This window comes from Thermococcus sp. (assembly GCF_027023865.1).
Classification (GTDB): Archaea; Methanobacteriota_B; Thermococci; order Thermococcales; family Thermococcaceae; genus Thermococcus.
This window is the reverse complement of the sequence record NZ_JALVUC010000016.1, coordinates 1-21,493: the sequence shown is the minus strand read 5'-3', so window position 1 is coordinate 21,493 and position 21,493 is coordinate 1. Positions and strand designations below refer to the sequence as shown.

Below are 21,493 nucleotides of genomic sequence, written 5' to 3'. Positions count from 1 at the left end.
AGGTGTGGATAAATGGTCGACTTCACATTTGAACTGAGGAAGGCCCAGGACACTGGAAAGATAGTTATGGGAGCCAAGAAGGCCGTTCAGTACGCCAAGATGGGTGGCGCGAAGCTCATCATCGTGGCGAAGAACGCAAGGCCCGACATCAGGGAGGACATAGCCTACTACGCCAAGCTCAGCAAGATACCTGTCTATGAGTTTGGGGGAACCAGCGTTGAGCTTGGAACCCTCCTCGGGAGGCCGCACACCGTCTCGGCAATCTCGATAATAGACCCAGGTGAGAGCAGAATACTCGCCCTTGGGGGTAAGGAGTAATGCCGCTGAAGCTCAACACAGACCAGATTAAGTTCATAGCGCTCTTCGAGAGCATGACAGGAGCAACCGTCTTAGATTGCCTCGTTGATAGCGGCAGGAACAGACTCATATTCGTCATTAAGAGGGGAGAGATGGGATTGGCCCTCGGGAAGAAAGGGGCCAACGTCAAGCGCGTTCAGGAGATGCTCGGCAAGGACATCGAGCTGATAGAACACTCAAACAACCCGGAGGAGTTCCTGAGGAACATTTATAAGAGCCTCGGGGTTAAGGTTAAAAAGGTCCACATCACTGAGAAGCGTGATGGTAAAAAGGTCGCCCTCCTCGATATTGGCCCGCGCGACAAGCCCCGCGCGATAGGTAAGGGCGGCCAGAACATCAACCTCGTGAAAGAGTTGATGGAGAGACACCACGGCATTCACGATGTGGTCATAATCTGAGGTGATGATCATGGCTGGTAAGAAGGCCCCGTATGGAGAATTCGCGGGAAGAAAGCTCAAACTCAAGAGGAAGAAGTTCCGCTGGAGTGACATAACCTACAAGAGGAGAGTCCTCCGCCTTAAGGAGAAGAGCGACCCACTTGGAGGAGCTCCGCAGGCAAAGGGAATAGTCCTCGAGAAGATCGCGGTTGAGGCAAAGCAACCGAACTCAGCTATGCGTAAGGCCGTCAGGGTTCAGCTCATCAAGAACGGCAAAGTCGTTACCGCGTTCACCCCAGGTGACGGTGCCATTAACCATATAGACGAGCACGACGAGGTCGTCATCGAAGGAATTGGCGGTCCTAAGGGCGGTTCCGTTGGTGATATCCCGGGAATCAGGTACAAGGTCGTCAAGGTCAACAGGGTCTCCCTCAAGGAGCTTGTCAAGGGGAGGAAGGAGAAACCGAGGAGGTGAAATCTATGAGCAAGGCACTCACCGAGCGCTTTTTCATCCCTGATGAGCCGAAGGTCATGGGCAGATGGAGTGTTGAGGACGTTACCGTCAACGATCCATCACTCAAACCTTACATTAACCTCGATGCCCGCATACTCCCGCACAGTCACGGAAGACACGCCAAGAAGTCCTTTGGAAAGGCCAACGTCCATATCGTTGAGCGCCTGATAAACAAGGTCATGAGGAGCGGCTCAAGCGGCCACAAGGTCGGTGGCCACTTCATGAGAAGGGAGCACCGCTCCCTCATGAGCAAGAAGATGAAGGCCTATGAGGTCGTTAAGGATGCTTTCGTGATCATTGAGCGCAGGACGAAGCAGAACCCAATCCAGGTTCTTGTAAGAGCCATTGAGAACTCAGCTCCAAGGGAGGACACCACAACCATTGCCTTCGGTGGAATCCGCTACCACATGGCCGTTGATGTCTCCCCGCTCAGGAGGCTCGACATAGCACTCAAAAACATCTCCCTCGGCGCCTCGGCCAAGTGCTACAGGAACAAGACCAGTTACGCCCAAGCCCTCGCGGAGGAGATCATAGCCGCCGCCAATGGAGATCCAAAGAGCTTCGCCTACAGCAAGAAGGAAGAGACCGAGAGGATCGCCCAGTCCTCGCGCTGAGATTGAGGATTCTCTCCTTTATCTCTGCTTTTCTCTGTTTCTCGTGTGCAAGATCATCATTGGTGAGTTCTTGAATTCATGAAACCCGTGGTCGTTAAATTAGACTCTTTCCCACCATGTTAGCAGGTTTTTCAACACCGAAGAATCTCAGAACCGTCGGGGCTATGTCCATAAGGCCCGTTTCTTTGAGGTTTACTCTCCCAAAGCCCCACAGAATCAGCGGAACCTTGACAACAGGTTCGTTCATCGAGCCATGCATGCCCTTGATCCAGTGGCTCACCCCTTTAACTCCCTTGCACATTCTGTGGGAACAGAACCAGTAGCCGGATTTGGCCGATACTATAAGCTCGCCGCTGTTGGGAGTGTCTAAGTAGGGGAGCTCATCGCGAAGGAAGACATTCCCAACCCCCGGCGCCCTCCTCAAAACTTCAAACGCTTCCCCGCTCTGATTTGGATCCTTCAGATAGACGTGAACGCCACCGCCCGAGGAAACCCTGAACGTTTCAATTCCGTGCTTTCTTAGGTAAGTCCTTAGGTTCACCCAAGTGTGCACTTTTTCCTGTCCGTGGTCAGCAAAGATTATGAATGCGTATTCTTCATTAAGACGCCCCCACAGTGTTCTAACGGCTGTGTCAACGGTTTCGACCGCTTTAAGTACACCTTCACTCAGAGGTCCGTGGTCGTGGCTCATACCATCTATCGAGGCGAAGTGAACGAGGAGCAAATCCGGCCTGCACTCCTCGTAGAGATAAAGTGCTGAATTTAAAACCCATACATCCTTTCTCCAGTCCCTCCCGTGCTCCCGGTACATCTTATCGTTCGCGAAGAACGGCGGGAAAATTCTGATGTCGGCCCCACTGAATGGCGGCATGATGTAGCCGCTCACCGCCGCTGTTCTAACGCCTCTTCTCCTGAGGATATCCACGATGGTAGGGGCCTTTATGACCCTATGGGGGTTAAAAGCCACCTCATAATCATAGAAGTTCACCTTCCTGTCGCTTAGCCTGTCGTAGTAGCCATTCTCAACGACGCCATGATCTTTCGGCCACACACCGGTCATAACACTCGTGTGAACCAAGTCGGTGAGCGTTGGGAAGATCGAATCAACCACCGCAAAGTCGCCGCTTTCTGTAAGCTCACTCAGGAAGGGCATGTGTTTGAGGTTGTAGATTCCGTTGCCATCGAGGCTTATTAAGGCAAGCTTCTTTCTCATTTTAACCACCAGGGTCCAGCCTGACGTGCACTCATCACCTTCAGCGGAGGGGAGCCGTTATCATCCATCCGCTCTCCCTCCACCAAGACGGTATATATCTCTTCCGAGCCACTGGTCGAGGGTCTTCTGCTTCGCGAGACTTCCAAGGATGTAACTCCTCTGAAGATACTTCCCAAATGGGTGTTCAAGACGCCTTCTGATGACCTCAAGGGCCTCATTGAGGGTCCCAAAGTGACCTATGGGGTTGCCTATAGCTTTCTTGACACCGAGCCTTATCTGCCACACCCCAACGGGGGCGTAGTACTCAGGGGTAACCTCACGGAAGACCACCGCCCTAGCCTGCCTCTTCCTCTTGCGTAGAACTTCAAGGACGCTCAGCCGAGCGGCATGGTAAGCCCCAGCCGTTTCTTTGACGTACTCCCTCCTTCCACGAAAGTCCTCATAGTCGTGGATTACGCTCGGTTCACTCGCCCCAAAGAGGGAACCTTTTAACCAGATCTCCAAAAGCTCGAAGGCGTAAGTTTCGGGCATCAGAAGAACGGCGTAGCGGTTGCCCATGAAGCGGTAGAAGTAGACCTCGTAGTCGTTGATGAGGGGATAATGGAGAATCTCCTTCCTCACGTTCTTGCCTATTGTATCCTGAACTGCGGTGATGCTCCACCTTGTTGGAACGAGCTTCTTGTCAACGCCGAGGAGTCCCGCTGAAAGGAGCCTTATAATGTAGTATTCGTCGAAACCCCAGTTGTAGAGGCGCATTACCGCCCCCTCTGCTTTAAGCTCGTCGCCCACAACGTAGTCGGTTCTGCGGGGGATTTTTGGGTTCTCAGTCAGTTCAAAGTCGAGGAGTTCAGCCTTTGGCCCCAACGGAGGGGCGAACTCGCTTGGGAGAACCTTTAGGACGGGCTTCCTTTTGAGGAGTATCTCGCTATCGACGGATTTAACGCTCATCGCCAGCTCTTGGACCTCGCTTAGAATCCTACCACTCTTTCTCACATGGATATCAGCCATGGTCTCGCCCATGACGAGTAACGAGCGGTAGTAGAGGATGTCCTTTATGGTTTTGTTCTCCCATTTGAGCGGACTGTCGAGGTAATCCGTTTTCCCTTCAATGGGGGGGACAAGGGGCCCTATTCTAACCTTGGGATAGCCATACTCTCCAACAAAGACACTTGGCGGGGAGGAGCCAAAGAGGTGGCGCTTGTTCAGTTTTCGCTCCACGGTACGAGCTACCCTAAAGCGTTCGAGTATAGGACAAGTTGATCTGCCGCAGAGGAGCTTTCTACCCTTGCAGATGGCACAGAGTTTCGAGTTGAACACAGGGGCGCTCATCAATTCTACTTGGGATAACAGTATTTATGGATAGCGCCGGGGGAACTCTGGCGGGCAAGCAAACTTTGCAAAACAAATTTGATCAAAGTGTGCATCCTTCTCCTTAAAGGGCAAGAGGTCAGTCATGCCCTCGTCAAGGAGCAAGTTTCAAGAGGTTCAACCTTAAAGCGACTGACTTCCTCCCCCCTGAAGGGCGAGGGTTCCAACGAGGACCCCCTAACCCAACTGCGGGGAAGTTTGAGGGGTCTCATTAAAACCCAAACTAAAACAGGTCTTCAACCCCTCTGGCCGGGTCTCCGGCCAATTACCCCTCACTTGGGCATAGAGACCAACCCAAGTTCGGGGTTATCGTTTTTGCCACCTTCTTTAAAATGTTAAACGCTCCAACTAAGTCCGCGTTAAACACAAGCCCCGTCGCGGGACACTTAAATAATCCACGAACAAACCTCGCCCCATAATGAGGCTTCCCGCAAACGGGACAAACCTTAGACGTGAAAGCCTCATCAACAACCACGACACTAATACCATACTCTTCGGAGACTTCTTTGAGCCGTTGAATCACCGTGTTAAACCGCCAAACGTGAGAGAGGAGGAAATTCTGCCTCGTTCCCTTATCGGAGTTCCTACTAATACCTTTGGGGTAGCCAACCACAATTCTCGAAATTCCGAGGCGGTAGAGCCTCTCGAGGGTCTGCCTCACGGTAGTGTTAATGTAGTGCTTGGCTTGGAGTTTGGCCTTCTCGTGCAGTCTTCTGAGTTTTCTACTCGTTTTCGCTCCAGACTTGTTGAGTTTTGACTGATAATCAGCGATAACCTTCCTGAAGTAGAAGTCTATGGCTTTCAAGGGTCTTCCGTTCACGAGGAAGCTTTCACCGTTTTCCACGTAGACCGCCATTAAATTGTTCACTCCGAGGTCAATGCCAGCAGAGAAGTTGCCCAAGGGTTGCCTTGGGACTTCAACCCACTCGTCGTTGATTAACTCTTCTTCAACGGTGAGGCTAACGTGAGCATACCATTTCCGCTTTACCTCATCATAAGTTATTTCTAAGCGTCTTTGCTTGCCCCTCAAGTGTATTCGGCCTTTAAACTGGACTTCCAAGTGTTGGAATTTTCCAAGGCCTTTGAGAATTAACTTGTTACCCTCAATTTTGTATTGGTCGTTTCTGAGGACGATTAAACCTTCTTTCTTGGTGTAGTTTGGTGGTTTGGGTTTGAACCATTCTGGTAGTTCTTTGTTTCTTTTGCTCCTTAAGAGTGAGAAGAATGAACGCCAAGCTTCGGTGTTCTTTCTGCAAATTTGCTGGACTGTTGCGGAACCGATTTCTTTTTTGAATTCTTCATAAACGGTTTTCTCTGTTGAATTAAAGTCCACGATTTGTTCTTTGAAGAATTCTTGCCTGCGGAGGTAGTTCACTCGATTCCAGACTCTGGCGCCAGTATCGGCTAACTTGAAGAGGGTTTTCTCTTGTTCTTTTGAGGGTTGGAGTTTGATTGTTACTGTTCTCTTCATTTCAAAGTATGGTATTGTTCTTAGGTTTTAAAATAGTTTGCTTTCCCGTTTAAGGGCCGTTGGGCGGTTTACTGCATCCCCATCCTAAAGGACGAGGCTTTCGGGAAGAAAAAAGTAAAACGCCTTTCAGAACCCAAAGCTTGTGGAAGAGGCACTTCATTTTCCGCCATCCGTAAGGACGCTTGAACGACAGTGAGAGCGGCGCTTTGCGAAGCAAAAGTTGTTAGAATGGCGCCCCGGCGGGGATTTGAACCCCGGACCTCAAGGTCCGCAGCCTTGCGCCCTATCCAGACTAGGCCACCGGGGCATCTGCCAGCTAACCATTCTCGGGAACGCTTTATAAATTTAACCGTCTCAGAATACCGAAAAATTTATAAAGCGGCCGGAGGTGAGTATGTAACGGGTCGAACGCGGTGGTAGTCTAGCCTGGTCTAGGACAGCGGCCTGCCACGCCGCTGGCCCGGGTTCAAATCCCGGCCACCGCACCATTGAAATTTTGCCCCGCAAAGTTTCGTCAAAGTCCATACGTGTTTTTAAGCGCTTAATTGTGAGGGCTTTCACTCTTAACTGAACATTTAAACGGGGTTTTACTTTGAATAGTGTCCTTCAGACACTACTGAGAGTAATCCATTTAGTAGAAAAGCCGAACTTGGGTAAAAAATCGCTCAGAGTCATAACACCTGAAAAAGTCCAAAGAGGTTTAAACCAAAATCCATGGTTAAAACAGTTTCAACTTACTCTTAGCGCCCAAAGCGTTATTCTTTCGATGAAACACTGCAAAGCTTCGCTTCAACATCGCACAGGCGAAGTTTGTTATGGAGCCGGGAGGGGGATTTGAACCCCCGTAAAGCGGATCTGCAGTCCACCGCCTCACCTCTAGGCTATCCCGGCGTTTGGACCGGAGAAGATTTGGCGCCGCGGAGGGGATTTGAACCCCTGTGGCCAGCGGCCACCGGCTTAGCAGGCCGGCGCCCTACCAGGCTAGGCTACCGCGGCACTCACACCAGGTTATATGAACCGAGGGGGGTTTTTAAGTTTTTTGGAGAGAGCGTCGGGTGGACTTTATAAGGGGAGGGAGGTACATCGAGGTGGTGGTTAGGGTGATACACGTAAGGATCCTCGGTAGAGGTATTGAGAAGGAGCTTGAATGGAGGAAAGGTCTAACCGTGGCAGACGTCCTGAGGGAAGTTGGCTTCAACACCGAGAGCGCCATAGCGAGGATTAACGGAAGGGTCGTACTGGAAGATGAGAGGATAGAAGATGGGACCCCTGTGGAGGTAATTCCTGTTGTTTCGGGTGGATGAACCTTCTTCTTTAACTTAGACAGGAGTGAAAAAGAAAAAGCGGGCCTACTCTGAAAGTCTCTTTCTCATAAAGGCTTCAAACCTGTCCATGGCTTCATCCAGTATCTCGACCGGCGGCAGGAAGACTATGCGGAAGTGCCAGTCACCGGCGTGACCGAAGCCAGAACCGTGGACGAAGAGCACGTGCGCCTCGTGGAGTACGTCCATAACGAAATCGAAGTCGCTCTTCCACTTCGAGCGCTCGTCGATGCGCGGGAATATGTAGAACGCACCCTGCGGTTTCTGAGCGCTTATCCCGGGAATCTCCTGGACGCGCTTGTAGATGTAGTCCCTCCTCTCGCGGAGTTTTTTCATATACTTCTCAAGGTAGTCCATCGGACCTGTAAGGCCGGCTATGGCAGCAAACTGTGCCGGCGTGTTTGGACAGACCCTTATCCTCGTGAGCTTGTCTATTGCCTCCCTAACCTCGGCGAGCTTGTTCTCTGGATCAACGTAGTAGAAGTAGCCTAGGCGCCAGCCAGTGGCGAAGTAGATCTTCGAGAGGCCGTTCATCACTATAACCGGAACGTCCTTGGTGAGCGAGCCTGGAGAGACATGCTTCCCCTCGTAGGTCATGAGGTCGTATATCTCGTCGCTTATGACCGGGAGGTCGTACTCACCAGCCAGGGCAAGGATAGCCTTCACCGTCTTCTTCTCATAGAGCGCACCGGTCGGGTTGTTGGGGTTTATCAGGGCTATAGCCTTGGTTCTTTCGTCAATTAATTTCCTCATATCATCTAGGTCCGGTTGCCAGCCGTTTTCCTCAACGGTGAGGTATTCGTGCGGCTCTGCTCCGTAGAACTTGACGAGACCAACGTAGGGTGGATAACTCGGACTTGGAACGAGAATGTTATCGCCGGGATCGAGGAGGCCACCAAATATGAGCTGAAGTGCCTCAGTGACGGCGGTGGTGACGCGGACGTCATCTGCGGTTATATCAACGCCGTTCTTCCTCCGCTCGCGCTGGACGACCGCCTCTCTCATCTTGGGCAGGCCCTCGCTCGGTCCGTAGTAGTTGTGACCCTCCTTTATGGCGCGACAGTAGGCCTCCTGCATGTGTTCCGGTGGCTGGAAGTCGTACTTCCCCGGGTCACCTATGTTGAGCCTTATAACCTTGATCCCCTTTTTCTCAAGCTCCCTTGCCGGGAGGACAACATCCCTTATGGCATACTTAATGGCCATCGCCTTCTTCGATGGGCTTATCATTGGAATCACCATTTGAATGGTGAGAGTTTCATCATAAAAACCTTCTCCCACACATTTAAAAGGAACCTGCTGAAGGGAAACGGGGCGATGACGATTAGCAAGCAAACTGAATGCTCACGGATGATGACGTGAACACCCTCCGAGCCCTCGATAATTTTATTAGCCTTTAGAGCAATCTCGATGCATGAACATATTCATTCCACTGATAGTGGGGGTTCTCATCGGCTACATTCTCAGGATTAAGAACAGGAAGATTAACCTTGAAGTCCCAATAAGCGCCGCTCTGCTCCTGCTGATATTCTTCATGGGCATTAAGACCGGGAATGTCAAGATAAGCGCCGGCTGGCTCCTTGGCTCCTCTATTGTTTTCGCGGTTCTCACAATAACGGGGAGCATTGGAATTGCACTACTCATGGAGGGGAGAAAATGAGGTTTGTCCTCTACGTTTTAGCGGCGCTCCTCATAGGAATAGCCGCCGGCCACTTCTACTCCCCCGACTTCGGAAACCTCTACGAGATTATGCTCTACATCCTCATTTTCGTCATCGGGATTGATCTTGGAATGAACTTTCAACTTGGGGAGCTCAAAAAACTCGGGAGGAATGCACTCATCTTACCAGCTGGAACACTCATCGGCTCGGTGCTCGGCGGCTTGGCCGCGTCTCTCCTCCTTGGGATAGGACTGAGATGGGGGCTTGCCATCTCCGCCGGATGTGGATGGTATTCCCTTACTGGCCCGTTAATAGGACAGTATTCGGCAGTCTATGGTGCTCTTGGCTTTCTTGCCAACCTAACGAGGGAGATACTCACCATCGTGTTTTACCCCCTCCTCTCACGCAGATTTCCGGGGAATGTGGTGGTAACGATGGGCGGCGCGACAACGATGGACACAACCCTTGCAGTCATGACGAAGTTCGGCGGAAGGGAAGTGGCTGTTGTTGCATTCGTTCACGGCTTCATTCTAACCGCGGCCGTGCCTTTCATCCTTCCCCTGATACTAAGTCTCTGACGCGAAAACTTTTTTAAAGCCTCTCGGCTACCGAGAGCGAAGGCACTGTCATGCCTCACGGCTCGGGGGTATCTGAAGAGTTAGTAAGAGCCTACCGGGCCCTCTCTGGAGGTGAGAGAATGAAGTACCCAAAGAAGATAAGAACCTACTGTCCTTACTGCAAGAAACACACGATTCACAAAGTCGAGAAGGTCAAGAAGAGGCCGAGGAGCGAGCTCAGCCAGGGCCAGAGGCGCTTCAGGAGGATCATGAAGGGCTACCGCGGTTTCCCGAGGCCTAACCCGGCCGGAAGGGAGAAGCCGGTCAAGAAGCTCGACCTCCGCTTCCGCTGTACGGTCTGCGGCAAGGCCCACACCAGGGGACAGGGCTTCCGCGTTAAGAAGTTTGAGCTGGTGGAGGTGTGAAGAATGGCTCTCCCTAAGAACCTCATCCCAATGCCGAAGAGCAGGTTCCTCCGCGTCAAGTGCATCGACTGCGGCAACGAGCAGATAGTCTTCAGCAACCCATCGACCCCAGTTCGCTGCCTCGTCTGCGGTGCGACCCTCGTTGAACCGACCGGCGGGAAGGGAATCATCAAAGCCAAGATACTCGAGGTTCTCGAGTGAACCTCTCTTCTTTTCGTTCTGCTAAACTTTAAATACCTCTTTTCGTAACCTAACCCGGCAGAGAAAATTTTGAGGTGGTTGTAATGCCGAGGAAAGCCAAGCAGTATCCTGAAGAGGGAGAGTTTGTGGTCGCTACCGTCAAGAACATTCACAATTACGGTGCATTCCTCAAGCTCGATGAGTATCCCGGAAAGGAAGGCTTCATGCACATAAGTGAGGTCGCCTCGAGCTGGGTGAGGAACATAAGGGACTACATAAAGGAAGGCCAGAAGATAGTTGCCAAAGTCATCCGCGTTGATCCGAGCAAGGGACACATCGACCTGAGTCTCAAGCGCGTCAACCAGCAACAGAGAAAGGCCAAGCTCCAGGAGTACAAGCGCGCCCAGAAGGCTGAGAATCTGCTTAAGATGGCCGCTGAGAAGGTTGGGAAGAACTTCGAGACCGCTTGGCGCGAGGTCTGGGTTCCTCTCGAGGAAGAGTACGGAGAGGTTTATGCAGCGTTTGAAGATGCGGCCCAGAACGGTGTTGAGGTTCTAAATGGCCTGATCCCGGACGAGTGGATAGAAGCTCTCAGGCCGATAATAGAGGCCTACGTTGAGATTCCGACTGTTACGATTGATGCAGAGTTCGAGATAACAGTCCCGAAACCGAACGGCGTCGAGATAATCAGGGAGGCCCTCATTAGAGCGCGCGACAGGGCCAACGAGGAGAAGGAGATTGACGTCAAGTTCTCATACCAGGGTGCGCCGAGGTATAGAATAGACATAAACGCGCCGGACTACTACAAGGCCGAGGAGATCCTCGAGAACATAGCGGAGGAAATTCTACGTGTTATCAAAGATGCCGGCGGAGAGGCGGCCCTCATAAGGAAAGAGAAGCGCATAAAGAAGGTCAAGAAGAGGGGTAGCTGATGCACTTCAGGATAAGGAAGTGCCCAGAGTGTGGGCGCTACACACTGAAGGAGATCTGCCCGGTCTGTGGGGCGAAGACAAAGGTAGCCCACCCGCCGCGCTTCTCTCCGGAGGACCCCTACGGTGAGTACCGGAGGAGACTGAAGCGCGAGCAGCTTGGTATAGGGGGGAAGTAAAATGAAGGAGACTGTCATCCATGTTCTTGAGAGACCCGAGCTTAAGGATCCTGTTTTCATCGAGGGGCTTCCCGGAATAGGCCTCGTCGGCAAGCTCGCCGCCGACCACCTGATTCAGGAACTCAATGCGGTTAAGTTTGCCGAGCTCTACTCACCGCACTTCATGCACCAGGTTCTCATCAAGAAGAACTCCGTCGTCGAGCTGATGAAGAACGAGTTCTACTATTGGAAGAACCCCACTGAAAACGGAAGGGACATCATTATCATCACCGGTGACCAGCAGGTTGCCCCAACTGACAGCCCCGGCCACTACGAGGTCGTTGGGAAGATGCTGGACTTTGTGACAGAGTTTGGGGCAAGGGAAATAATCACCATGGGCGGCTACCAGGTTCCTGAACTCAAAGGCGAGCCAAGGGTTCTGGCGGCGGTGACCCATGAGGAACTCGTAGGACACTACCAGGAGAAACTCAAGGACTGCCAGGTTGGAATCCTCTGGAGGGAAGATGAAGGCGGTGCAATAGTCGGTGCCGCAGGACTACTCCTTGGAATGGGCAAACTCCGGTCAATGTACGGGATAAGCCTTCTCGGTGAGAGTCTTGGCTACATAGTCGATCCCAAAGCCGCCAAAGCCGTCCTCTCAGCGGTTGCAAAGATACTCGGAATCGAACTCAACATGTCCGCACTCGACGAGAGGGCCAAGGAGACCGAGGAGATACTCCAGAAGGTCCAGGAGATGCAGAGGGCGATGCTTGAGCAGGGCATGCCCCCTCAGCAGGAGGAAGAGGACAGGGGGTACCTCTGAATCCTCTTCTTATCATGCACTATCCATTCAGTTGTAGTTGTGAACCAAGGGTTAGTAACACTCTTTTCAAAAAAATTTTTATATGATAACACTATCTATATATTTGATAACACCAACCGAGGAGGGAGGTAGTGGAATTGCACATCCCGGATGGATACCTTGGCCCGTACACCTGTGGGTTTTTCTATTTGATTATGATACCCATATGGTATAAAGCCGCTAAGTGGCTTAAGAACATCAAACCAAATCAAGTGCCCCTCTTAGGAGTCCTGACGGCATTCTCGTTTCTGGTTATGATGTATAACATGCCGGTTCCAGGTGGAACAACTGCCCATATGGTTGGAGGAACCATAATAGCGATACTCATTAGCCCTTGGGCGGCAACGATCTCACTAACGATAGTGCTTCTGATAGAGGCACTCTTCTTTGGAGACGGTGGAATAACGACCTACGCAGCCAACGTCTTCAACATGGGTGTTGTTCTACCCTTCGTTGGTTATTACACCTATCGTTTCCTTACTCGGAGGGTAAAGCTTAACGAGATAACCTCAGCGGGAATAGGGGCATACGCTGGCATAGTCACAGCCGCAACAGTGGCGGGAATTGAACTTGGGATCCAGCCGTACATACAGCCGGGCTACTGTCCGTATCCTCTAAGTGTTTCAGTCCCCGCAATGGCAATAGCACACCTTGTGACTGCCGGTCCAGCGGAGGCAGTTGTCACTGCGGTAGTTGTGTGGTATGTAAAGAAGAGCAGACCCGACCTTTTTGGGATGAGGACGATAGCCAAGGCGGGGAGGTAAGCATATGGACAAGGTTGTCAAAACATTATTGTTGGTAATTGGCATCATGATAATCCTCTCCCCGATAGGAATTCTCCTCGTCTGGAACTACAACGGTGCATGGGGGGAGTGGGATGTCAATACTGTTGAACACATGGTAGGCCACAGACTCCCAGGGATGGAGAAGCTTGCGGGGATATGGAATCACGCCATCTTTCCCAACTATGATGTCCCGGGATGGGAGAGCAAACTCAGTGCTTCAATAGGATACATAATCTCCGCAATAGTTGGGACGGCCCTTGTGATTCTCCTCTACTACATCCTCGTGAAGTTCACTGTTGGAAAAGAGCCATCCTAACCCATTTTCATTTTTGGTGATGACAATGGGCTTCCTTGAAGATACTGCGAGAGAGGTCATGGAATTCACGACGGAGGCCGTATTCTCTGAGAGATACGCCCGGAGAGGCGGCCTGTTGCAGAGAATTGACCCAAGGCTTAAAATTGTCTGCTTGGTTGTTTTAGTAGCAACGGTGGTCTCACTTCAGGATATTAGGGTTGTGATTGCCTTTTACTTCTTCGCGCTGGCTTTAGCGATTCTCTCAAAACTCCCTGCTCTCGAGTTTACCAGGAGGGTTTGGGTATTCATCCCAATATTTACGGGGATAATTACTATCCCATCAATTTTCATGATTCCCGGAGAAACTGCGTTTAAACTTCTTGGCCTCGTTGCGACATGGGAAGGGATTCACTGGGGGGTTCTTTTCACCCTGAGGGTTGCAACCGCCGTTTCTTACGCGATACTTTTCACGATGACGAGCAGATGGAACGAGATAGTGTCAGCGTTGGCATCATTCAAGGTTCCAGGCATGGTCATAACTATAACAACCCTTACGTATAGATACATCTTCCTCTTGGCAAAGCTCCTTCTCGATGCGATGCACGCGAGGCGTGCGAGATTGACCGGAGAGCTTGGCATGGTCGAGAGCTGGAAAGAAGCGGGAAAACATATAGGGGCAACGTTTATAAAGGCGAACGCCCTCGGGGAGGAACTCTACTACGCCATGCTCTCAAGGGGCTATGTCAACGAAGTTCAACCGCTCGGGGAGTTCAGGTTTGAGAGGCTCGATTACGCCTTCTTGGCGTTGACGGCCCTCATAGTTGTTCTAACGGTGACTTTCACGAGGGGGTTGTTATGAAGGTCTACGAACTTAGAAACGTCTCATACCGCTATCCAACGGGTGAATGGGCGCTGAAAGGCATCAAAATGGAAGTCAGAAGGGGAGAAACCGTCGCAATAGTCGGACCCAATGGTGCGGGCAAAACGACCCTCCTTAAGCTTATGGATGCCCTTATAATGCCAGCAGAGGGAGAGATACTCTTCGAGGGGAAGCCCATAACGGAGGAGACCATGACAGACCGCGAGTTCCGACGGAAGGTGGGCTTTCTCTTCCAGAGTCCGGACGTTATGCTCTTCAGCGCGACAGTCTTGGAGGATGTGGCCTTCGGCCCTGTTCACCAGTGGGGACGGGAAGAAGGCCTGAGAAGGACCAAAGAAGAGCTCAAAAAACTCGGCATTGAAGGCTTAGCTGACAGGCATCCCTACAGCCTCAGTGGGGGAGAGAAAAAGAAGGCATCCATCGCCTGTGTGACAAGTATGGAGCCCGAAGTTCTGCTCCTCGACGAGCCGACAAGGGATTTGGACTTGAAGAACAGGAATTTTGTACTTGACATGATAAGGGGATGGAAGGCCGAGAAAAGAACGGTTGTCGTTGTAACCCACGACCTCAGGCTCATCCGCCTGGCGGACAGAGCATACGTCGTCAACGGGGAGATCCTCTTTAAGGGGACCCCAAGGGAGCTCTTCTCAAGGCCAGAGTTGATAAAGAAAGCGAACCTTGATATTCCTGAGATAGTCAGACTCTTCCACATGCTCGGGCTAAAGGAGGTACCCCTGAGTGTTGAAGAATCAGTGGAGATATTGAGAAAGAAAGGGCTACATGTCCAGCCTTAGCTTAAAGAGCCTCTTTACTTCATCCTGTACCTCTTCCCTTTCACCGCTGAGGACTAGCCTTCCACCCGCTATCACGTAAATCCTATCAACAACAGGCATCAACGGCTCCCAGATGTGGCTTATTATTAGGAAATTCCTCTTCCCCTGCTCTTTTCGTAGGAGTTTGATGAACTCGCCCATGCTTTCAAAGTCTAGGTTTGAGAGGGGTTCGTCTATCATGACCAGCTCTGGATCTCCAATAAAGGCCTGAGCCACCGCGAGCTTCTTTAGCATCCCGGAGGAGTAGTTCCTCGTCTGCTCGTCCAAGAAATTTATATTGAATAGCTTGTTAACCCTCTCAACCTCATCCTCACTGTAACCCTTCGAGCGTGCAATGAACTCAAGCCACTTCCTTCCTGAAACCAAAGGAGGGAAGGAGACAGGATCATAGGCCACACCGGTCTTCATCCTAACTTTGGCATCTTTCCAGGGATCCTTTCCAAAGACCCTCACCTCACCTGAAGTCGGCCTGTAAACCCCAGTTAAGAGCTTGAAGAACGTGCTCTTTCCCCCACCGTTGGGGCCGAGGATTATGTTCGTTCCATCTGGGATTCCTAGGTTGATGTTATCAAGGGCAACTATTTTGCCAAACCTTTTGGTTAGATTCTTGACAGTTATCATCCCCGCCACCTCCATATAGCGAGTGCAAAGGCCAGGACAGTTATGGACGCGTAGAGGGCTTTCTGGGTTCTGGCGGTGGGATAAACTCCGTTGTAGTATGCAGAAAACGTTAGGGAACCGTTGGGGGTGTACACCGCATAGCTTCCCTCTTCAGGGAACGCTATAGGGCAGTTTAGGTGTCCTCTGACGTTTGAGGAAAAGACCGTCTCATTGGAAAACTGGTTCAGAACGACAACATCTCCATTGCCGTTGAAGCTCGCGTTCAGAACCATCCAGCCTGGAGCGTGAAGGGAAACGTAGCTGATACCCCCCTTTGAACCCGCCATGACCGCGGGCCCTATGAACCCATGGCTCCTCTCAACCGTGATGTATGCCCCCCAGACGCCAAGGAGGGAGAGGGTAAAGGCGAGCAAGAGCACGAACAGAGTTCTCCTCACAGGACATCCCTCCTGGTAAAGATTAGTCCAGACAGGAGCAAGAGAGCCGCCGGCACTGCAACTCCCCAGAAGAGCCAAGTGCTCCCAAAGGGAGAAGCCCAGGATAGGGATCTTGAGAGCATGGGGATAAATGAAAAGGGTGGCCAACTGAGGCCGGCAAAGAACGGAAGGACGAGGAGGAAGAAGGAAGCTATGAAGGCTAAGAACATGTTATCCAAAAGGACCGAGAACAAAACAGAGGTTGAGATGGAAAACAAAACGAAGTACGTGGCAAAAACGAGCAGGTGAAGGTACTGCCCCGTGAAGACTACCCCCCTCACCGCTTCAAGTATATCGGCGTTGGGGAACACGTCCACGGTCAAAAGCGGGATATAAAGCGAGAGGAGGGAAAGCACTAAGGCTGAGATAACCTTCGCCGTGAACATCTCTCCTTTTGTGAAGGGAAGTGCATAAACCGAGAGGGCATAGCCATTCTCCCTGTCGTAGCGGAGCGTCATAACTGAAAAGAGGGTGACGAGAAGGGAAAGGAGAACCCAGAATCCTGCTGAAAGGGGGGGATAGTCAAAGAGATGGATCGCGGTGATGCTCCCGAGGGGCGAACCGGCGGTGTAAACCGGGGGATAGCGAGAGGAGAGTGAACTCACTTCCCACTGAGATTTTAAGTAACCGACCGTCAGCAGGTATGTTAAGGAAGGAACCCCAAGGAGAAAGAGCAGCAGCCTCAGAGAATCGCCAAGCTCCCAACCAAAGAGGTTTTTAAACCGTCCCATGGTTTCACCTCCTCTTCAGCATGAAAGCGGCCGCAAGTACAAGAAGACTGACTACGACCCCGACAACCCACAGTGAAGAAACGGACGGGGCAATCGCAAGCTGAAGGGAACGCTGTGTTACAGAACTCCGAGTCTTGGGAAAGTCAAGGTCGTAAAGGATAATCCCGGTGGCAACGGATTTTTCCAGCTTCCCACCGGAGAACTGGGGCCGGACTTTTATCGCGTTGTCACCTATCGCGAGGACTCCTATTCCAGTGGAAGCCTCCAAGTCGGGAACGACACCTAGAAAACCCAGGGTCACTGCCTGGCCTGGATTGAACACCACTACCGTTCTCAGGAAAGCGGTGGTCCCACCTGGGTCAGTGAGATTGACTGGCTCGCTCATGACAAGAACGTTTGGCCCGGTGAAGTTGCGGTAGTAGGTTACGTATGTCGTCGAGTTCAAAACGCTGACTTGGCTGAAGGGCAGGCGTTTTCTTCCCAGGGCAACGTAGGTGTTGTTAGAGACCGGGTACAGGCCGAAGAGCAGCGTGTGCCCGTAGGACTTGCCGTCCATCGAGTAAACGGTTCCCGTTGGGAGGTATATTTTGTAAACGCCATGGAGGACGAGCTTAGTCCCGTAGTCGGACCATTTTAGGGAGATGTTGTTGCGGGTGTAAGGAGTTGTGCTGAGAGGATTGGGAAACGGTGGACTGCAGGTGGATGGATAGTACGCGTTCACGTCGGAGTAGGGCCATTCAAGGGACTTGTCACCGTAAAGGATTAGCGTCACGTTAATCGTCGCCCACCCCTTGGAAACGCCCACGACCCTGAAAACTAGACGTGCACTCTGGAAACCGACGTTCGAGATACAGCCGTTTTTCATGTAGTAAACCCCACCACCGTAAGCGTTTGGGATTGTTCCGTTGGCAAAGTAAACGAGTTGGGAGCCGGGTTTGAGCCAGTAAGGGGCCGCGGTTGTTAGCGGTTCCAAAAAGAGAAACAGGAAGAGAAGCAACATCAAAAAAGCTTTCTTTTTCATCTTCATCACCTGTTCAGGCGCTTCTAGGTGGCATACCAACGGAGGCAATAACCCTCATTGCAGCACCTTCTACATCAAAATATGTATCCGTCTCTACGGAGTACAACCCGTTTCTTGGCAAGACTGCAATTAGTTCGGCATCTCCAAAGACCCCGCCCCTGTTCTGACCGTTATACCAGTAGTACGGAGTACATGTGTGGAAGTCTGCCGAGGCGTACGCCCAACCTCCCCCCAGAAGAGAGAGGGAGTTGCTCTCGTAGTCTTCTCCATACCATGTGCAGGGTCCCAACTGCCTGTAGTGTACACCTTGTGGACGGGGTATTGGTGTCACTTTGGCTGCTCCTACAAAACTACTTAAAAAACCAAACACAATAACTACACCAAGTAGGCTCAAACTTAGTTTCTTCTTCTGCATTGTCCCCCCCCAAAAGCTTAGTCAAGGGGCAAAATAACATACAAAATTAGTAAATTTAACAATTTTGGTGCAACATTCTAAACATCCAAAGGTAAGGAGAAAAGAAAGTCAGCTCCCGATGGCCTTTTCCAAAAGGTTGAGTCCAAGCTCAAGGTATTCTTTCGCTTTCTCCTCGTCCTTCGCCTCGCTGAAGACCCTTATTATCGGCTCGGTGCCACTGGCCCTCACGAGAACCCAGCCATCGCTGAAGAGGATTTTGGTTCCGTCGGTTGTGTCCGTTCTGTATCTCTTCTCCCGTGCAAGCTCCCCCGCCCTGGCCACCGCCGCCTTCCTGTCGCCTTCAACCTTTCTCTTGGTCTTGAATTGGTAGTACGTTGGCAGTTCATCTATAAGCTCACTGAACCTCTTTCCGCTCCTGGCGAATATCTCGGCTATCTTTGCAGTCGTCATCGCCCCGTCTCTACCCAAGACGAAGTCCGGGAAGATTACCCCACCGTTTTCCTCTCCGCCAATGGTGCCTCCGTGCTCAATGAGGGCGCGGGCGACTATGAGGTCACCGACCTTCGTACGCATAACCCTTGCGTTGTTCTTTCTCGCTATATCGTCGAGGAGGTTTGAGGTGGCAACCGTGGTAACGAGAAGTCCGCCCCCTTTCTCCCTCAGCACAGCATCGGCAACGAGGGCGAAGGTTTTGTCACCCTGGATGAAGCGCCCGTTCTCGTCTATGAAGACTGCCCTGTCGGCGTCTCCGTCTTGAGCGACACCGAAGTCCGCCCCAAGGGCCTTAACGATCTCCTTGAACTCCTTTAGGTTCTCCTCGTTCGGCTCGGGGTTCCTCGCTGGGAAGTGGCCGTCAGGGTGGGCGTTGACGCTGATGACTTTACAACCAAGCTCCCTCAGGAGGTATGGGAGCGTGAGCGAGCCGGCGCCGTTTGAGGGGTCAACGACAACGAATGGCTTCCTCTTCTTGATCGCCTCGACGTCCACCCTGTTTTTTATCGCCTCGATGTAGGGCTTTACGACGTCCTCCTCCCTAACATCGCCGATCTCATCCCATTTTGCCCTGTGGAAGTCCTCGTTGAAGAAGATCTCCTCGACTACCACTTCCCTCTCCTTCTTGAGACCCATACCGTTCGGCTCAAGGAGCTTTATCCCGTTGTACTCCGGGGGGTTGTGGCTGGCGGTTATCACGGCCCCGCCGTCTGCCTTAAAGTGGTCCGTTGCCCACTGGATTGCCGGCGTAGGGGCTATACCGACGTCGATGACATCGCAGCCGACGCTCAGTAAGCCGCTTATTAAAGCATCCTTGAGCATCTCACCGCTGACGCGCGTGTCCCTGCCGATAACGACGAGCGGCCTTTCCCGCCCCTCGCGCTTGAGCACCGTTCCAAAGGCCATGCCCATCTTAAGGGCGAACTCCGGTGTTATCTTCTCGCTGGCTATCCCCCTAACGCCAAAGGTTCCAAAGAGCTTTCCCATCTTAATCACCTCACCTCAGTGAAACCGCAAAGTTCACTATCACCATCACGAAGATGTAGAGCCCGTAGATGAATGCCCCTACCTGGACGAGAGCTATGAGGGCCTTCAGGGGCTTCCACTTTCCGGAGAGGAGCGGAACCGGCAGGCCAATGAGAACCGAACCGAAGAGGTAGAGAACCGCGCTCTCTATGGCGGCGTAGTTCATGGGCACATTTATGCGGGGCAGTTTGAACGATACCTGCTGGCCGTTGACGGTGGCGGTAAAGCTGGCATGCTGGAGTCCAACAACCAGAACATAGGTCATTATAAGCGTAAAGAGGAGCGTCGGCAGAAGGTTGAGAGACAGGGAAGCAACGGATTTGCTGAACCTCTCCCAGCCGTCACCGCACTCCACAACCTTAATCTTTTCATCCTTCCCCAAATCACTCCCTCCCAAAGTCGTCCTCAAAGCGGACTATGTCATCTTCCCCAAGGTACTCTCCAATCTGCGTCTCAATGACCTCCAGAAGGACCTTCCCGGGGTTCTCAAGGCGATGAATGACGCCAGCAGGTATGAACGTGCTCTCCCCAGGCCTCAGCAGTATCTCTTCGTCCCCAACGCGGACCTTTGCCGTCCCCCTGACAACAACCCAGTGTTCGCTCCTGTGGTAGTGCATCTGGAGGGATAGCTTCTTGCCGGGTAGAACAGTCAGGCGCTTTATCTTGTAGCGGTCATTCTCCTCAAGGACGGTGTAGCTTCCCCAGGGGCGGTAGGCGGTCCTGTGAACCAAAGCCCTCTCATCGTTCCTCTTTTTTAACCTCCTATACACCTCCCTAACCCTCTGCCCTTCCCCACGGCGGGCTATCAAGAGGGCGTCGTCGGTGTCGATAATGATTAAATCCTCCACACCAACGGTTGCAGTAAGACGCTCTGTCATTACGAGGTTGTTCTTTGAATTCACACCGATGTGATAGGCTTTCTTGGCCCTTATCACCACTGAATTCCCATTTTCGTCCTTCTTGAGGACGTCATAGATGGCGTCGAAGCTACCGAGGTCATTCCAGTATGCATCGAGTGGGACTACGGCGGCCTTATCCGTTTTCTCCATGACTCCGTAATCAACGCTCAAATCAGGGATAAGCTCGTAGGCCTTACGTATGCTTCCCTCATCGAAGGCCCTGACAATCTCGGGGGCGTGCCTCCCAACCTCTCCAATGAAAATGTCCGTCCTGAAGGCGAACATGCCGCTGTTCCAGAGGTAGTTCTCCTCGACATAGCGCTTCGCGGTTTCGATGTCGGGCTTCTCCTTGAACTCAGCGACGCGGTAGCCAAGGAGGTCATTCCCATCTTTAAGGGTTTTTCCGGGTTTTATGTAGCCATATCCTGTGTGCGGTCTCGTGGGCTTTATCCCAAAGGTGACCAGATATTCCTTGGTCAATTTCTCCGCGTTTCTAAAGGCCCTCTCATAGGCTTCTCCTGTGTTGATGAGATGGTCGCTTGGGAGGACGGCGACGATTGAGTCACCAAAGGTCCCTTCGATTGTCTTTACCCCCCAGTATATTGCCGGAAGGGTGTTCTTTCCGAGCGGTTCGAGGAGGATGTTCTCTTCAGGCACTTCAACACCCAGCTCGTTGAGATCGTCCAGCACGCGGAACTTGTACTTCTTGTTCGTGACTATGAAGATTTCTCCGGGTTTAGAGAATTTAAGCGCTCTCTCTACAGTCTTCTGGAAGAGGCTTTCACCGTCGAGGAAGCGGACGAACTGCTTGGGCATCAACTCCCTGCTGAGGGGCCATAGTCTCGTTCCTTTTCCACCCGCCAAAATCAGCGTCTTCATGGCAATCACCCTGAACACCTGAAACCACTTGGGCATATTGGCTTTTAACGATAGCGAAAAGAAATCAGCGAAGGGCGAACTCGCCCATGAAGGCTGAACTCGAAATCGTGTCGCCGATTCCGACGGTGGATCTAGG

27 protein-coding genes, 4 tRNA genes and 1 pseudogene are annotated in these 21,493 nt (G+C 52.0%); 17 read left to right on the top strand and 15 right to left on the bottom strand.

The features are described from left to right. The first annotated feature begins 12 nt into the window (after positions 1 to 12). Genes MV421_RS04950 through rpsG form a run of 4 tightly spaced genes read left to right on the top strand, consistent with a single transcriptional unit; the run spans position 13 to position 1,862 of the window. Complete coding sequence (locus tag MV421_RS04950; protein WP_297418353.1) at positions 13 to 318, top strand: 50S ribosomal protein L30e; 306 nt, start codon at positions 13 to 15, stop codon at positions 316 to 318. Beyond that, a complete protein-coding gene (locus tag MV421_RS04945; RefSeq protein WP_297418356.1) occupies positions 318 to 755 on the top strand; it encodes a NusA-like transcription termination signal-binding factor in 438 nt (145 codons plus the stop codon). Before MV421_RS04950 ends, MV421_RS04945 begins: the two co-directional genes overlap by 1 nt. A gap of 10 nt (positions 756 to 765) precedes the next feature. Continuing rightward, positions 766 to 1,209: a 30S ribosomal protein S12 gene (locus tag MV421_RS04940; protein ID WP_297418359.1), complete on the top strand. Its 444-nt coding sequence runs from the start codon at positions 766 to 768 to the stop codon at positions 1,207 to 1,209. A 5-nt stretch (positions 1,210 to 1,214) separates the two neighbouring features. Beyond that, a complete protein-coding gene (rpsG, locus tag MV421_RS04935) occupies positions 1,215 to 1,862 on the top strand; it encodes a 30S ribosomal protein S7 (RefSeq protein ID WP_297418362.1) in 648 nt (215 codons plus the stop codon). A 94-nt stretch (positions 1,863 to 1,956) separates the two neighbouring features. Here rpsG and MV421_RS04930 read toward each other — a convergent pair whose 3' ends face one another. The 4 genes and pseudogenes from MV421_RS04930 to MV421_RS04915 all read right to left on the bottom strand — a co-directional run bounded on the left by MV421_RS04930 (position 1,957) and on the right by MV421_RS04915 (position 6,221). Next, on the bottom strand, positions 1,957 to 3,075 hold the full coding sequence (locus MV421_RS04930) for an alkaline phosphatase family protein (protein ID WP_297418364.1): 1,119 nt from the start codon (positions 3,073 to 3,075) through the stop codon (positions 1,957 to 1,959). A 60-nt stretch (positions 3,076 to 3,135) separates the two neighbouring features. Further along, positions 3,136 to 4,404 (bottom strand): Nre family DNA repair protein, encoded by a 1,269-nt coding sequence (locus MV421_RS04925; RefSeq protein WP_297517968.1) that lies wholly within the window; start codon positions 4,402 to 4,404, stop codon positions 3,136 to 3,138. Positions 4,405 to 4,620: 216 nt separating this feature from the next. Further along, positions 4,621 to 5,914 (bottom strand): annotated as a pseudogene (locus tag MV421_RS04920) (RNA-guided endonuclease InsQ/TnpB family protein). A gap of 229 nt (positions 5,915 to 6,143) precedes the next feature. After that, a tRNA-Arg gene (locus MV421_RS04915) sits at positions 6,144 to 6,221 on the bottom strand. A gap of 103 nt (positions 6,222 to 6,324) precedes the next feature. Here MV421_RS04915 and MV421_RS04910 point away from each other — a divergent pair. After that, a tRNA-Gly gene (locus MV421_RS04910) sits at positions 6,325 to 6,402 on the top strand. Positions 6,403 to 6,730: 328 nt separating this feature from the next. Here the strand turns inward: MV421_RS04910 and MV421_RS04905 are convergent. Both MV421_RS04905 and MV421_RS04900 read right to left on the bottom strand, forming a co-directional pair. Further along, positions 6,731 to 6,805 (bottom strand) — tRNA-Cys (locus tag MV421_RS04905). 19 nt (positions 6,806 to 6,824) lie between these two features. Beyond that, a tRNA-Ser gene (locus MV421_RS04900) sits at positions 6,825 to 6,910 on the bottom strand. A 104-nt stretch (positions 6,911 to 7,014) separates the two neighbouring features. Between MV421_RS04900 and MV421_RS04895 the strand changes: the two genes are divergently transcribed. Continuing rightward, positions 7,015 to 7,218, top strand: coding sequence for a MoaD/ThiS family protein (locus MV421_RS04895; protein WP_297418417.1), 204 nt, complete (start codon positions 7,015 to 7,017; stop codon positions 7,216 to 7,218). 45 nt (positions 7,219 to 7,263) lie between these two features. On the opposite strand, the gene MV421_RS04890 is transcribed toward MV421_RS04895, so the two are convergent. After that, a complete protein-coding gene (locus MV421_RS04890; protein ID WP_297418420.1) occupies positions 7,264 to 8,463 on the bottom strand; it encodes a pyridoxal phosphate-dependent aminotransferase in 1,200 nt (399 codons plus the stop codon). 184 nt (positions 8,464 to 8,647) lie between these two features. On the opposite strand from MV421_RS04890, the gene MV421_RS04885 reads away from it, so the two are divergent. The 11 genes from MV421_RS04885 (at position 8,648) to MV421_RS04835 (ending at position 14,758) form a co-directional block, all read left to right on the top strand. After that, positions 8,648 to 8,893, top strand: coding sequence for a hypothetical protein (locus MV421_RS04885; RefSeq protein ID WP_297418370.1), 246 nt, complete (start codon positions 8,648 to 8,650; stop codon positions 8,891 to 8,893). Next, on the top strand, positions 8,890 to 9,471 hold the full coding sequence (locus MV421_RS04880) for a lysine exporter LysO family protein (RefSeq protein WP_297418373.1): 582 nt from the start codon (positions 8,890 to 8,892) through the stop codon (positions 9,469 to 9,471). The genes MV421_RS04885 and MV421_RS04880 overlap by 4 nt, the downstream gene beginning before the upstream one ends. Positions 9,472 to 9,590: 119 nt before the next feature. Next, positions 9,591 to 9,875 carry a 50S ribosomal protein L44e gene (locus MV421_RS04875; RefSeq protein ID WP_088858315.1) on the top strand — a complete coding sequence of 95 codons (285 nt, stop codon included), beginning with the start codon at positions 9,591 to 9,593 and terminating at the stop codon, positions 9,873 to 9,875. Between the two features lie 3 nt (positions 9,876 to 9,878). After that, positions 9,879 to 10,076: a 30S ribosomal protein S27e gene (locus tag MV421_RS04870; RefSeq protein WP_297418379.1), complete on the top strand. Its 198-nt coding sequence runs from the start codon at positions 9,879 to 9,881 to the stop codon at positions 10,074 to 10,076. A gap of 83 nt (positions 10,077 to 10,159) precedes the next feature. Then, on the top strand, positions 10,160 to 10,987 hold the full coding sequence (locus MV421_RS04865; RefSeq protein WP_297418382.1) for a translation initiation factor IF-2 subunit alpha: 828 nt from the start codon (positions 10,160 to 10,162) through the stop codon (positions 10,985 to 10,987). Next, a complete protein-coding gene (locus MV421_RS04860) occupies positions 10,987 to 11,163 on the top strand; it encodes an RNA-protein complex protein Nop10 (protein ID WP_297418385.1) in 177 nt (58 codons plus the stop codon). Before MV421_RS04865 ends, MV421_RS04860 begins: the two co-directional genes overlap by 1 nt. Position 11,164: 1 nt before the next feature. Continuing rightward, positions 11,165 to 11,965: a proteasome assembly chaperone family protein gene (locus MV421_RS04855; protein WP_297418389.1), complete on the top strand. Its 801-nt coding sequence runs from the start codon at positions 11,165 to 11,167 to the stop codon at positions 11,963 to 11,965. 131 nt (positions 11,966 to 12,096) lie between these two features. Beyond that, positions 12,097 to 12,768, top strand: coding sequence for a cobalt transporter CbiM (gene cbiM, locus MV421_RS04850; protein WP_297503310.1), 672 nt, complete (start codon positions 12,097 to 12,099; stop codon positions 12,766 to 12,768). Positions 12,769 to 12,772: 4 nt separating this feature from the next. Then, entirely contained in the window at positions 12,773 to 13,105 is a 333-nt protein-coding gene (locus MV421_RS04845; RefSeq protein WP_297418395.1) for a PDGLE domain-containing protein, read from the top strand. Positions 13,106 to 13,124: 19 nt separating this feature from the next. Next, positions 13,125 to 13,943: a cobalt ECF transporter T component CbiQ gene (gene cbiQ, locus MV421_RS04840; protein ID WP_297418398.1), complete on the top strand. Its 819-nt coding sequence runs from the start codon at positions 13,125 to 13,127 to the stop codon at positions 13,941 to 13,943. Beyond that, entirely contained in the window at positions 13,940 to 14,758 is an 819-nt protein-coding gene (locus MV421_RS04835; RefSeq protein ID WP_297418400.1) for an energy-coupling factor ABC transporter ATP-binding protein, read from the top strand. Before cbiQ ends, MV421_RS04835 begins: the two co-directional genes overlap by 4 nt. Here MV421_RS04835 and MV421_RS04830 read toward each other — a convergent pair. The 8 genes from MV421_RS04830 to MV421_RS04795 form a co-directional block, all read right to left on the bottom strand. Then, positions 14,741 to 15,418: an ABC transporter ATP-binding protein gene (locus MV421_RS04830; RefSeq protein ID WP_297503312.1), complete on the bottom strand. Its 678-nt coding sequence runs from the start codon at positions 15,416 to 15,418 to the stop codon at positions 14,741 to 14,743. The two genes, MV421_RS04835 and MV421_RS04830, sit on opposite strands and share 18 nt — an antisense overlap. Continuing rightward, complete coding sequence (locus MV421_RS04825; protein ID WP_297503314.1) at positions 15,415 to 15,855, bottom strand: hypothetical protein; 441 nt, start codon at positions 15,853 to 15,855, stop codon at positions 15,415 to 15,417. Before MV421_RS04825 ends, MV421_RS04830 begins: the two co-directional genes overlap by 4 nt. Then, positions 15,852 to 16,625, bottom strand: coding sequence for a hypothetical protein (locus MV421_RS04820; RefSeq protein WP_297503316.1), 774 nt, complete (start codon positions 16,623 to 16,625; stop codon positions 15,852 to 15,854). The genes MV421_RS04825 and MV421_RS04820 overlap by 4 nt, the downstream gene beginning before the upstream one ends. Before the next feature lie 4 nt (positions 16,626 to 16,629). After that, positions 16,630 to 17,652 carry a hypothetical protein gene (locus MV421_RS04815; RefSeq protein ID WP_297418408.1) on the bottom strand — a complete coding sequence of 341 codons (1,023 nt, stop codon included), beginning with the start codon at positions 17,650 to 17,652 and terminating at the stop codon, positions 16,630 to 16,632. A gap of 7 nt (positions 17,653 to 17,659) precedes the next feature. Further along, positions 17,660 to 18,061 carry a hypothetical protein gene (locus MV421_RS04810; RefSeq protein ID WP_297503318.1) on the bottom strand — a complete coding sequence of 134 codons (402 nt, stop codon included), beginning with the start codon at positions 18,059 to 18,061 and terminating at the stop codon, positions 17,660 to 17,662. Between the two features lie 108 nt (positions 18,062 to 18,169). Beyond that, on the bottom strand, positions 18,170 to 19,540 hold the full coding sequence (glmM, locus tag MV421_RS04805) for a phosphoglucosamine mutase (protein ID WP_297418811.1): 1,371 nt from the start codon (positions 19,538 to 19,540) through the stop codon (positions 18,170 to 18,172). A 10-nt stretch (positions 19,541 to 19,550) separates the two neighbouring features. Then, positions 19,551 to 19,961, bottom strand: coding sequence for a hypothetical protein (locus tag MV421_RS04800; RefSeq protein ID WP_297517965.1), 411 nt, complete (start codon positions 19,959 to 19,961; stop codon positions 19,551 to 19,553). Position 19,962: 1 nt separating this feature from the next. Further along, the gene (locus tag MV421_RS04795) at positions 19,963 to 21,357 is read right to left on the bottom strand and encodes a mannose-1-phosphate guanylyltransferase/mannose-6-phosphate isomerase (protein ID WP_297503325.1); all 1,395 of its coding nucleotides are present in this window, start codon (positions 21,355 to 21,357) and stop codon (positions 19,963 to 19,965) included. Positions 21,358 to 21,493 lie beyond the last annotated feature (136 nt).

Excerpts from the sequence above, each read along its gene's own strand:
- MV421_RS04865 (WP_297418382.1), top strand. The coding sequence starts at position 10,160 with ATGCCGAGGAAAGCCAAGCAGTATCCTGAAGAGGGAGAGTTTGTGGTC.
- MV421_RS04820 (WP_297503316.1), bottom strand. The coding sequence starts at position 16,625 with ATGGGACGGTTTAAAAACCTCTTTGGTTGGGAGCTTGGCGATTCTCTG.
- MV421_RS04880 (WP_297418373.1), top strand. The coding sequence starts at position 8,890 with ATGAGGTTTGTCCTCTACGTTTTAGCGGCGCTCCTCATAGGAATAGCC.
- MV421_RS04940 (WP_297418359.1), top strand. The coding sequence starts at position 766 with ATGGCTGGTAAGAAGGCCCCGTATGGAGAATTCGCGGGAAGAAAGCTC.
- MV421_RS04925 (WP_297517968.1), bottom strand. The coding sequence starts at position 4,404 with ATGAGCGCCCCTGTGTTCAACTCGAAACTCTGTGCCATCTGCAAGGGT.
- rpsG (WP_297418362.1), top strand. The coding sequence starts at position 1,215 with ATGAGCAAGGCACTCACCGAGCGCTTTTTCATCCCTGATGAGCCGAAG.
- MV421_RS04845 (WP_297418395.1), top strand. The coding sequence starts at position 12,773 with ATGGACAAGGTTGTCAAAACATTATTGTTGGTAATTGGCATCATGATA.
- cbiQ (WP_297418398.1), top strand. The coding sequence starts at position 13,125 with ATGACAATGGGCTTCCTTGAAGATACTGCGAGAGAGGTCATGGAATTC.
- MV421_RS04795 (WP_297503325.1), bottom strand. The coding sequence starts at position 21,357 with ATGAAGACGCTGATTTTGGCGGGTGGAAAAGGAACGAGACTATGGCCC.
- MV421_RS04950 (WP_297418353.1), top strand. The coding sequence starts at position 13 with ATGGTCGACTTCACATTTGAACTGAGGAAGGCCCAGGACACTGGAAAG.
- MV421_RS04830 (WP_297503312.1), bottom strand. The coding sequence starts at position 15,418 with ATGATAACTGTCAAGAATCTAACCAAAAGGTTTGGCAAAATAGTTGCC.
- MV421_RS04810 (WP_297503318.1), bottom strand. The coding sequence starts at position 18,061 with ATGCAGAAGAAGAAACTAAGTTTGAGCCTACTTGGTGTAGTTATTGTG.
- MV421_RS04855 (WP_297418389.1), top strand. The coding sequence starts at position 11,165 with ATGAAGGAGACTGTCATCCATGTTCTTGAGAGACCCGAGCTTAAGGAT.
- MV421_RS04945 (WP_297418356.1), top strand. The coding sequence starts at position 318 with ATGCCGCTGAAGCTCAACACAGACCAGATTAAGTTCATAGCGCTCTTC.
- MV421_RS04890 (WP_297418420.1), bottom strand. The coding sequence starts at position 8,463 with ATGATAAGCCCATCGAAGAAGGCGATGGCCATTAAGTATGCCATAAGG.
- MV421_RS04860 (WP_297418385.1), top strand. The coding sequence starts at position 10,987 with ATGCACTTCAGGATAAGGAAGTGCCCAGAGTGTGGGCGCTACACACTG.
- MV421_RS04815 (WP_297418408.1), bottom strand. The coding sequence starts at position 17,652 with ATGAAGATGAAAAAGAAAGCTTTTTTGATGTTGCTTCTCTTCCTGTTT.
- MV421_RS04835 (WP_297418400.1), top strand. The coding sequence starts at position 13,940 with ATGAAGGTCTACGAACTTAGAAACGTCTCATACCGCTATCCAACGGGT.
- MV421_RS04930 (WP_297418364.1), bottom strand. The coding sequence starts at position 3,075 with ATGAGAAAGAAGCTTGCCTTAATAAGCCTCGATGGCAACGGAATCTAC.
- MV421_RS04875 (WP_088858315.1), top strand. The coding sequence starts at position 9,591 with ATGAAGTACCCAAAGAAGATAAGAACCTACTGTCCTTACTGCAAGAAA.
- MV421_RS04870 (WP_297418379.1), top strand. The coding sequence starts at position 9,879 with ATGGCTCTCCCTAAGAACCTCATCCCAATGCCGAAGAGCAGGTTCCTC.
- glmM (WP_297418811.1), bottom strand. The coding sequence starts at position 19,540 with ATGGGAAAGCTCTTTGGAACCTTTGGCGTTAGGGGGATAGCCAGCGAG.
- MV421_RS04885 (WP_297418370.1), top strand. The coding sequence starts at position 8,648 with ATGAACATATTCATTCCACTGATAGTGGGGGTTCTCATCGGCTACATT.